The following is a 9,844-nucleotide window of genomic DNA, read 5'->3' as shown; positions in this document are numbered from 1 at the left end:
GCGGTAGGTGACTACCGTACCGGTTCGATTCCGGTCCTCGGCACCATAAATTTGCGCCCGTAGCTCAATTGGATAGAGCGTCTGACTACGGATCAGAAGGTTATGGGTTCGACTCCTGTCGGGCGCGTTATTCGGGAAATAGCTCAGCTTGGTAGAGCACTTGGTTTGGGACCAAGGGGTCGCAGGTTCGAATCCTGTTTTCCCGACCATTGAAACTATGAATTTGGGGCCTTAGCTCAGCTGGGAGAGCGCCTGCTTTGCACGCAGGAGGTCAGCGGTTCGATCCCGCTAGGCTCCACCAATTTAACAAGATTAATTTTGGCGGCGTAGCTCAGCTGGCTAGAGCGTACGGTTCATACCCGTAAGGTCGGGGGTTCGATCCCCTCCGCCGCTACCAAAATAAATAAATGGACCTTTAGCTCAGCTGGTTAGAGCAGACGGCTCATAACCGTCCGGTCGTAGGTTCGAGTCCTACAAGGTCCACCATTCATTTTAAATAATATGGAGGAATACCCAAGTCTGGCTGAAGGGGTCGGTCTTGAAAACCGAGAGGCGGTGAAAGCCGCGCGGGGGTTCGAATCCCTCTTCCTCCGCCATAAAATGATTAATTTCTATTATCGCGGGGTGGAGCAGTCCGGTAGCTCGTCGGGCTCATAACCCGAAGGTCGCAGGTTCAAATCCTGCCCCCGCAATACGGTCTGGTAGTTCAGCTGGTTAGAATGCCTGCCTGTCACGCAGGAGGTCGCGGGTTCGAGTCCCGTCCAGACCGCCATTATAAAATAATATTCCCGTTAGGGAACTTAATACTTCGGCTCAGTAGCTCAGTCGGTAGAGCAAAGGACTGAAAATCCTTGTGTCGGCGGTTCGATTCCGTCCTGAGCCACCATTTAATAATATGGCGGTTGTGGCGAAGTGGTTAACGCACCAGATTGTGGCTCTGGCATTCGTGGGTTCGATTCCCATCAATCGCCCCATCCAAAGTTAATGTTATGCGGGTGTAGTTTAGTGGTAAAACCACAGCCTTCCAAGCTGTTGTTGTGGGTTCGATTCCCATCACCCGCTCCATTATGGGCCTATAGCTCAGCTGGTTAGAGCGCACGCCTGATAAGCGTGAGGTCGATGGTTCAAGTCCATTTAGGCCCACCATATTAAATTTATTCCGCAGTAGCTCAGTGGTAGAGCTATCGGCTGTTAACCGATCGGTCGCAGGTTCGAATCCTGCCTGCGGAGCCATGTGGAGAAGTACTCAAGTGGCTGAAGAGGCGCCCCTGCTAAGGGTGTAGGTCGGGCAACCGGCGCGAGGGTTCAAATCCCTCCTTCTCCGCCAGAAAAGGCCCCTTGGTCAAGTGGTTAAGACACCGCCCTTTCACGGCGGTAACACGGGTTCGAATCCCGTAGGGGTCATACAAAAAGACTGATGACAATTTGTCATCAGTTTTTTTGTTTTATTGGAAATAAATAATAATGGGAACTTCCATATGGTCATTTTCTGCATTCAATAATCCAATCTATCTCCTCTGTTTATACTTCAGATGATAACTATATTAGAATATCATTTCTTCCTCATTATATTAATAAAATGTATTGCAATCGCTTACATTTATTAGACTTTTATAAATCAAATGTTTCCATTTCTTATTAAATTGAATAATTTTTTATGTATTTTTTCACAAAAAGTTTCGATATTTTTGTCGGATGTTGAATAATTTTTTGTCGATTTTAGGCTGATTTTAAGGAAATATATCACCTTATAGTAGCATGTCTCGGTTATTGTCAGAAAAGAGAAAAAAGTTTTTGAGGATTATTTATTATTTCCCTTTATAATTGGATTTTGAAATATATTTTTTTTATTGGAGTTGGAAAGAGCCATGGCAGTGAATACATTATTTCCTACAGATTATCAGTTACACCTGTTTCATGAAGGGAATTTTTTTCAAAGTCATGAGCTTTTTGGTGCTCATATCTTTAAAGATTCCAATAACGTATATACAAGATTTTGTGTATGGGCCCCGAATGCCTGCCAGGTGAGGCTCGTCGGGGATTTCAATAACTGGAATGGTGAAGGATATGAATTACAAAAGGTGAATGACGAAGGAGTTTGGGTGATAGTTGTCAACCAAAACCTAGAAGGAAATCGATATAAGTTTGAAATCTTTACACAGAATGGAGAAAGATTTTTAAAAGCTGATCCGTATGCATTCTATGCTGAAAAAAGGCCAAATACAGCTTCGATTGTATATTCACTTGGTGATTATGAATGGCAAGATGCTGAGTGGATGAATCGAAAAGCAGGGAAAAACTTTTTGTCTGAGCCCTCTGTCATTTACGAAGTTCATTTAGGATCATGGAAGAAACACAAGAATGGTGATTTTCTAACCTATAAAGAACTTGCTGATGAATTAATCCCTTATGTAGTGGAGCATGGTTTTACACATATAGAAATCCTTCCACTAGTTGAACACCCACTTGATATCTCTTGGGGTTATCAAGGAACTGGATATTTTGCAGCTACCTCAAGATATGGGACTCCAAATGATTTTTGTTACTTTGTTGATCAATGCCATCAAAATGGAATAGGAGTTATATTGGATTGGGTTCCAGGTCACTATTGTAAGGATGCTCATGGTCTTTATCGGTTTGATGGTACACATCTTTATTCTTATCAGAGTGAGCATGATCGGGAAAATGTGATTTGGGGGACAGCCAATTTTGATTTGGGAAGAGGAGAAGTTCAAAGCTTTCTAATCTCAAATGCCCTTTTTTGGATGGAATATTTCCACATTGATGGATTTAGAATGGATGCTGTTGCCAATATCATCTATTGGCCCAATGCGTTAGGAGAAAAATCTGAAAACCCTTATGGTATTCATTTCTTAAGGAAATTAAATCAGGTAGTTCATGATGTAAACCCTCATTTTTTAATGATTGGTGAAGATTCTACGGATTTCCGCAATGTAACAACACCTGTCCAATATGGTGGCCTTGGCTTCGATTATAAATGGAATATGGGATGGATGAACGACATACTAGAGTACATGGAAACCCCGCCATTTGCCAGGTCTCACGTTCATTCAAAAGTTACTTTTTCACTGTTATATGCTTTCTCCGAAAACTTCATGCTCCCGTTTTCACATGACGAAGTCGTTCATGGTAAAAAGTCATTGTTAAATAAGATGCCGGGGGATTATTGGGAGAAATTTGCTCAGCTAAGGCTATTGCTAGGTTATATGTTTACCCACCCGGGAAAAAAATTATTGTTTATGGGTTTTGAATTAGGAATGTTTTCCGAATGGAAGGATAAAGAACAGATGGATTGGCACCTTCTTGATTATGAAATGCACGAAAAACTAAATTCCTATGTGAAAGTATTAACGAAGGTTTATAAGCGTTCTAAAGCCCTTTATGAGCTGGATCATTTACAGGATGGCTTTGAATGGATTGATGTGGATAATAAAGACCAGTCTATCTTTTCTTTTATTCGTAAAGGTAAAAAAGAAGAGGATATGTTAGTCATCGTTTGTAATTTTACCGGTTTATCCTATCCAGAATATAAAATTGGTGTACCTAAAGCAGGGGAATACCGGGAGATATTTACCAATGATTTAGAGGAATATGGTGGCTCTGGGGTAGTCAATAAAAAAGTACTCAAAGCATCAGAGGAGCCATACCATGGTAAGCCCTATTCTATCAATCTTGCTATAGCCCCGTATGGGTTTCAAATATTAAGACCTGTTAAAAAAAGAAAGGAGAGAAAAAGCAATGGGAAAGAAAAAGTGCGTCGCCATGCTGTTGGCAGGAGGAAAAGGGAGCAGGCTTAATGCTTTGACAAATGACCTTGCCAAACCTGCTGTTCCATTTGGCGGTAAGTATAGAATTATTGATTTTACTTTGAGCAATTGTGCCAATTCAGGCATTGATACTGTAGGGGTCCTTACCCAATATCAACCGCTTTTGCTCAATTCCTATATTGGTATCGGTAGTGCTTGGGATTTAGACCGTAAAGATGGTGGAGTTACGGTATTACCTCCGTATAGTGAATCAACAGAAGTGAAGTGGTATACAGGTACAGCCAGTGCCGTTTACCAAAACTTAAATTATCTCAAACAGTATCAGCCTGATTATGTTCTTATCCTTTCTGGTGATCACATTTATAAAATGAATTACGAGAAAATGCTTGAATACCATATTGAAAAATGAGCAGATGTCACCATTTCCTTAATTGAAGTCCCATGGGCTGAAGCAAGTCGCTTTGGAATTATGAACACCAATGAGGAAATGAGAATTACAGAATTCGAGGAAAAACCGAGCCAACCAAAAAATAATTTGGCTTCCATGGGCATCTATATTTTTAATTGGAATATACTTAAGGAATATTTGGAAATGGATGCAAGAAATCCGGATTCCAGTCATGATTTTGGAAAAGATGTCATTCCATTACTACTTGATGAAAAGAGGAAATTATATGCTTATCCGTTTAAAGGATATTGGAAAGACGTAGGTACTGTTCAAAGCTTGTGGGAAGCTAATATGGATTTGCTAAAGGAAGATTGCGAATTAGATTTATTTGATCATAAATGGAGAGTTTATTCGGTTAATCCGAATCAGCCACCGCAATATATATCACCTAATGCCATTGTGAAGGAATCGCTCATCAATGAAGGTTGTACCATTGAGGGCAATATTGAAAGGTCTGTCTTATTCCAAGGTGTGACAGTAGGGAGAGAATCGATTGTAAAAGAGTCGGTAATCATGCCAGACGCTGTCATAGGTGAGAATTGTTTTATAGAAAAAGCTATTGTTCCATGTGATGTTTATATTCCTGATGGGACGGTGATTCGCTCATTTGATGATGAAATCATTTTAGTGACAAAAGAGATGATAAATACGCTTTATACTGCTTAGTCAGAACAATCTACAATGATGCTTTGTTGTTAAAAACGTTTTATGGGGGGACTTTGGAATGAAGAAAAAGCTATTAGGTATTATTGATGCGACAACCTATCACGAGGAATTGGAAGATTTAATTATACACCGTTCACAGGCGGCACTTCCTTTTGCTGGAAGGTATCGGATTATTGACTTTGTATTATCCAATATGGTGAACACAGGTATCCGCAGTGTCGCTATTTTTCCAAAAATGCAATACCGATCATTAATGGATCATTTAGGTTCAGGGAAAAATTGGGATTTAAACAGAAAACGTGATGGTTTGTTTTTCTTTCCATCTCCTGTTTTGGAAAGCAATCGTAATCGTATAGGGGCCTTTGACCTGTTTGCTGCCAATTTGGATTATTTTTACCGCAGTACTCAGGAATATGCATTCATCTCTAATTGTTATACCGTTGCCAATATGGATCTTAGGCCCATTTTAGAATGGCACATTCATTCTGGTTGTGATATTACGGAAATACGTCAGAAGAATGGAAAGTCCCTGGAAATGTTTTTAATTAAAACATCATTGTTGATTAAATTAATAGAAACACGGCATGAGACCGGTTATACATGCATGAAGGATGTGACAAATGATATCCATCATGATTATACGGTTTGCCACTATACCTATGAAGGGTATGCAGAAATGATTAACTCCATCGAGAACTATTATTCCACAAGTATGAAACTATTAAAGCCAGAGGTTTGGAAGGAGCTTTTCCTCAAAGAGCGGCCTATCTTAACGAAAGTGAAAGATGAGCCTCCTACTAAGTATGAAAAGGGATCATCGGTAAAAAATGCAATGATTGCAAATGGCTGTTTGATTAGCGGAACAGTGGAAAATAGTATTATTTCACGCGGTGTGAAAATTGGCAAAGGGGCTGTCGTTAAAAATAGTATTATTATGCAAAAATGCCAAATTGAAGATGGTTGCTATTTAGATTCAGTAATATTGGATAAAGATGTAAAAATTGAAGCGGGGGCCCAAATTACGGGAACAGCTCAATCACCTTTTGTTATTCGAAAAGGAACAAAGCAAGGAGCGTTGATGAATTCGTGAAAGTATTATTTGCTGTTTCAGAATGTGGACCATTTGCCAAATCAGGCGGACTGGCAGATGTTGCTGGTTCTCTACCAAAGGAATTAAAAAGTCTCGGTACAGATGTTAGGGTAATCCTTCCCAAATATGGTACGATTGCTGATCAATATAAAAAGAAAATGAAAAAAATTAAAGAATTCACAGTCGATGTTGGCTGGAGAAAACAATATTGTGGGATCGAAGAACTTATCCACCAGGGAATAACGTATTATTTTGTTGATAATGAATATTATTTCAAACGGGAAGGGTTGTATGGCTATTTTGATGATGGAGAAAGGTTTGCCTTTTTTAGTCGAGCTGTTCTTGAAACACTAAAAGAGCTAGATTATTTTCCGAATATTCTCCATTGTCATGATTGGCATACAGCAATGATTCCTTATTTGCTGCGAGCGGATTATTACCGAAGAACGGGTTATGGATCCATCCGTACTATATTTACCATTCATAATCTTCAATTCCAAGGCATTTTCCCGAGAGAGGTATTAAAGGATTTATTGGGGCTTGATGAAAGTTATTTTCATCCGGGACATTTGGAGTTTTTCGGAAATGTGAATTTTATGAAAGGGGCGCTTGTTGCCGCTGATAAAATTACAATTGTGAGCCCAACCTATAAGCAGGAAATTCAGACACCTGAGTTTGGAGAGAAATTGGATGGACTTCTTAGGGCCAGGAATGAGGATCTTGTGGGGATCTTAAATGGAATTGATGATGATTTTTACGATCCATCCAAAGATCCATTTATTTTTCAAAATTATTCTATTCATAATATTGGGAAAAAAGCAGCTAATAAAAGGGAGATTCAAAAGCAATTCGGTTTAAAACAATCCGCTTCTACTCCGTTAATGGTAATGATTTCAAGGCTTACTAGGCAAAAAGGGATTGATCTCATTAAATGTGTCTTCCGGGAGATTTTACAGGAGGATATTCAGCTCATTTTCCTTGGTGCAGGGGATTATGAATATGAGGAATACCTAAGACAGGCAGCAAGGATTTATCCGGAAAAATTAAGGGTCTATACTGGGTTTAATGAAGAATTGGCTCATAAATTATATGCTGCAGCTGATTTATTTTTAATGCCATCATTATTTGAACCTTGTGGCTTAGGACAACTTATCGCTATGAAATATGGGGCGATCCCAATTGTCCGAGAAACAGGGGGACTAAATGATACCGTTAAGAGTTGGAATGAATTTACCAAAGAAGGAAATGGATTCTCATTTAAGCATTTCAATGCTCACGATATGCTATACACAATTCGGAGAGCATTGAGCTTTTATCATAACAAAAAAACATGGGGATTAATTGTAAAGCAGGCTATGGAAAAGGACTACAGCTGGGCTCAATCGGCTTTTTATTACAACCAGCTATATTCCGAAGTGATTGCAAGGAGTGAAACCCATGTTTTCTAATAAAGAATCCTTTAAAGAAAACTTTAAAAAACGAGTTGAAATGCTGTGCGGTAAAAGCTTTTCGGAGAGTACTTCCAGAGATCATTATGAAACACTTGGATTGATGATTCGTGAATATGTCAGCAATGATTGGATAAAGACGAATGAAAAATATTTGGCTGTAAAGGGAAAACAGGTTTTTTATTTATCTATTGAATACTTATTAGGAAAGCTTCTTCGGCAAAATTTGATTAACCTTGGTGTTGAAGGATTAGTAGAAAAAGGGTTAGAAGAACTGGGAATTGTTCTCGAAGAACTCGAGGAAATAGAACCAGATGCAGGCTTGGGAAATGGTGGCCTGGGCAGGCTAGCTGCCTGCTTTTTGGACTCCCTTGCCTCATTGAATCTTCCAGGGCATGGGCATGGAATCCGTTATAAGCATGGATTATTTGAACAAAAAATTGTCAATGGATACCAAGTTGAGCTACCAGAACAGTGGCTAAGAAGTGGAAATGTTTGGGAAATACGTAAAGCAGATTTAGCGGTTCAAATTCCATTTTGGGGAAAAGTAGAAGCGAAAATGGAAAATGGACGACTTGTTTTTCATCATTTACATACCGAAACGGTTACAGCCGTTCCGTATGATGTTCCGGTCGTAGGGTATCATTGTAAAACAGTGAATACACTCAGATTATGGAATGCTGAACCTGCTCAATTCCCAATAAATAAGGATATTTTACAATATAAGCGGAGAACCGAGGCAATTTCTGAATTTCTTTACCCGGATGATACCCATGATGAAGGGAAGATCTTGAGGTTAAAGCAGCAATACTTTCTAGTATCGGCAAGCCTTCAATCCATTATTCGGTCCTATAAAAAGCAACATGGTAGTTTGAATGAGCTGCATCAACAAATTTGTATTCATATTAATGATACTCACCCTGTTTTAGCCATTCCAGAGTTAATGAGAATTTTAATTGATGAAGAAGGTTTTGGTTGGGATGAAGCATGGCATATTACTAAAAATACAATCTCCTATACAAACCATACCACTTTATCAGAGGCATTGGAAAAATGGCCAATTCATATTTTTCAGCCACTTTTGCCACGTATTTATATGATTGTCAATGAAATCAATGAACGTTTTTGTAGGGAACTATGGGAAGAGACTCCTGGGGATTGGGATAGAATAGCAAAGCTTTCTATTATAGCAGATGGTTATGTGAAAATGGCGCATTTAGCTATTGTAGGTAGCTTTAGTGTAAATGGTGTGGCAAGACTACACACGGAGATTTTAAAGGAACGGGAAATGCAACCATTTTATCAACTGTTTCCAGATAAATTTAATAATAAGACCAATGGAATTGCTCACCGCCGCTGGTTATTAAAGGCAAATCCGAAATTATCCACACTAATTTCCGAACGAATTGGAAATAGTTGGACAAGTGCCCCGCATGAGTTGATTAACTTGCTTAAATATCAAGAGGATCGTTCTTTATTAAAGGAGCTTGGAAAAATAAAAAGAGCAAATAAAGAAATGCTTGCTGACATTATTTATAAACAAAACGGCATTACGGTTGATCCACAGGCAATTTTTGATGTACAGGTCAAGCGGCTTCATGCATATAAACGGCAACTATTGAATGTACTCCATATATTGCATCTTTATAATCGCATATTAGAAGATTCAAGCTTCAGGATGATACCGAGAGTCTTTATTTTTGGAGCAAAAGCATCACCAGGGTATTATTATGCTAAAAAAATTATTAAGTTAATTAATACCGTTGCTGATAAAGTTAATAATGATCCTAGAGTTGGAGATCAAATGAAGGTCATTTTCTTAGAAAATTACCGAGTTTCTTTAGCAGAGAAAATTTTTACAGCTGCCGATGTTAGTGAACAAATTTCTACTGCAAGTAAAGAAGCTTCTGGTACTGGGAATATGAAATTCATGATTAATGGAGCTTTAACAATTGGGACATTAGACGGGGCAAATATTGAAATTCATGAGCGGGTTGGAGATGAAAATATTTTTATTTTTGGGCTGACCGCTGAAGAAGTTTTACATTATTATCGTCACGGAGGATATGACTCAGATGAGTACTATCATCATGACAGTCGTATTCAACAAATTGTTGACCAGCTGGTAAATGGCTTTTTTCCAGATGTTCATAATGAGTTTGAACCGATTTTTGATTCCCTTTTGGAGGAAAATGATCAATATTTTGTCTTAAAGGATTTTGCGTCTTACGCTGAAACACAGAGGAAAATTGGAGAAGCGTTTAAAGATCAGATTTCATGGCAAAAAAAATGTCTGGTTAATATCGCACATGCTGGCTATTTCTCCAGTGACCGTACTATCAGGGAATATGCTAAGGATATTTGGGACATTCATCCAGTGACATAATGGAGGCTAGATAAAGTG

At 38.8% G+C, this 9,844-nt stretch carries 4 protein-coding genes, 15 tRNA genes and 1 pseudogene; all 20 read left to right on the top strand.

Features of this window, described 5'->3' with window-relative positions; genetic code table 11:
* Positions 1-53 precede the first annotated feature (53 nt).
* A tRNA-Arg gene (locus G4Z05_RS07315) sits at positions 54-127 on the top strand.
* Positions 128-132: 5 nt separating this feature from the next.
* Positions 133-209 (top strand) — tRNA-Pro (locus G4Z05_RS07310).
* A gap of 16 nt (positions 210-225) precedes the next feature.
* Positions 226-301 (top strand) — tRNA-Ala (locus G4Z05_RS07305).
* A 19-nt stretch (positions 302-320) separates the two neighbouring features.
* Positions 321-397: transfer RNA gene (locus G4Z05_RS07300), tRNA-Met, on the top strand.
* Between the two features lie 12 nt (positions 398-409).
* Positions 410-486: transfer RNA gene (locus tag G4Z05_RS07295), tRNA-Ile, on the top strand.
* 17 nt (positions 487-503) lie between these two features.
* Positions 504-596, top strand: a tRNA-Ser gene (locus tag G4Z05_RS07290).
* A 22-nt stretch (positions 597-618) separates the two neighbouring features.
* Positions 619-692: transfer RNA gene (locus G4Z05_RS07285), tRNA-Met, on the top strand.
* 3 nt (positions 693-695) lie between these two features.
* Positions 696-772, top strand: a tRNA-Asp gene (locus tag G4Z05_RS07280).
* A gap of 38 nt (positions 773-810) precedes the next feature.
* A tRNA-Phe gene (locus G4Z05_RS07275) sits at positions 811-886 on the top strand.
* Between the two features lie 12 nt (positions 887-898).
* Positions 899-974, top strand: a tRNA-His gene (locus G4Z05_RS07270).
* Positions 975-991: 17 nt separating this feature from the next.
* A tRNA-Gly gene (locus G4Z05_RS07265) sits at positions 992-1,065 on the top strand.
* A 4-nt stretch (positions 1,066-1,069) separates the two neighbouring features.
* Positions 1,070-1,146, top strand: a tRNA-Ile gene (locus G4Z05_RS07260).
* A 12-nt stretch (positions 1,147-1,158) separates the two neighbouring features.
* Positions 1,159-1,233, top strand: a tRNA-Asn gene (locus tag G4Z05_RS07255).
* A 3-nt stretch (positions 1,234-1,236) separates the two neighbouring features.
* Positions 1,237-1,327 (top strand) — tRNA-Ser (locus tag G4Z05_RS07250).
* A gap of 5 nt (positions 1,328-1,332) precedes the next feature.
* Positions 1,333-1,404: transfer RNA gene (locus G4Z05_RS07245), tRNA-Glu, on the top strand.
* A gap of 464 nt (positions 1,405-1,868) precedes the next feature.
* Complete coding sequence (glgB, locus tag G4Z05_RS07240) at positions 1,869-3,818, top strand: 1,4-alpha-glucan branching protein GlgB (RefSeq protein WP_163251205.1); 1,950 nt, start codon at positions 1,869-1,871, stop codon at positions 3,816-3,818.
* A pseudogene (locus tag G4Z05_RS07235) lies at positions 3,760-4,902 on the top strand (glucose-1-phosphate adenylyltransferase). The gene glgB and the pseudogene G4Z05_RS07235 overlap by 59 nt, the downstream one beginning before the upstream one ends.
* A gap of 58 nt (positions 4,903-4,960) precedes the next feature.
* On the top strand, positions 4,961-5,992 hold the full coding sequence (locus tag G4Z05_RS07230; RefSeq protein ID WP_163251204.1) for a GlgC family sugar phosphate nucleotidyltransferase: 1,032 nt from the start codon (positions 4,961-4,963) through the stop codon (positions 5,990-5,992).
* The gene (gene glgA / locus G4Z05_RS07225) at positions 5,989-7,440 is read left to right on the top strand and encodes a glycogen synthase GlgA (protein WP_163251203.1); all 1,452 of its coding nucleotides are present in this window, start codon (positions 5,989-5,991) and stop codon (positions 7,438-7,440) included. The genes G4Z05_RS07230 and glgA overlap by 4 nt, the downstream gene beginning before the upstream one ends.
* Positions 7,430-9,826: a glycogen/starch/alpha-glucan phosphorylase gene (locus G4Z05_RS07220; RefSeq protein ID WP_163251202.1), complete on the top strand. Its 2,397-nt coding sequence runs from the start codon at positions 7,430-7,432 to the stop codon at positions 9,824-9,826. The genes glgA and G4Z05_RS07220 overlap by 11 nt, the downstream gene beginning before the upstream one ends.
* The last annotated feature ends 18 nt before the right edge of the window (positions 9,827-9,844 follow it).

The organism is Neobacillus thermocopriae (assembly GCF_010975035.1).
GTDB classification, from domain to species: domain Bacteria; phylum Bacillota; class Bacilli; order Bacillales; family Cytobacillaceae; genus Neobacillus; species Neobacillus thermocopriae.
This window is presented reverse-complemented; position numbering and strand designations above follow the sequence as displayed.

Coding starts and splice junctions, on each gene's coding strand:
- G4Z05_RS07230 (WP_163251204.1), top strand. CDS start 4,961: ATGAAGAAAAAGCTATTAGGTATTATTGATGCGACAACCTATCACGAG.
- glgB (WP_163251205.1), top strand. CDS start 1,869: ATGGCAGTGAATACATTATTTCCTACAGATTATCAGTTACACCTGTTT.
- G4Z05_RS07220 (WP_163251202.1), top strand. CDS start 7,430: ATGTTTTCTAATAAAGAATCCTTTAAAGAAAACTTTAAAAAACGAGTT.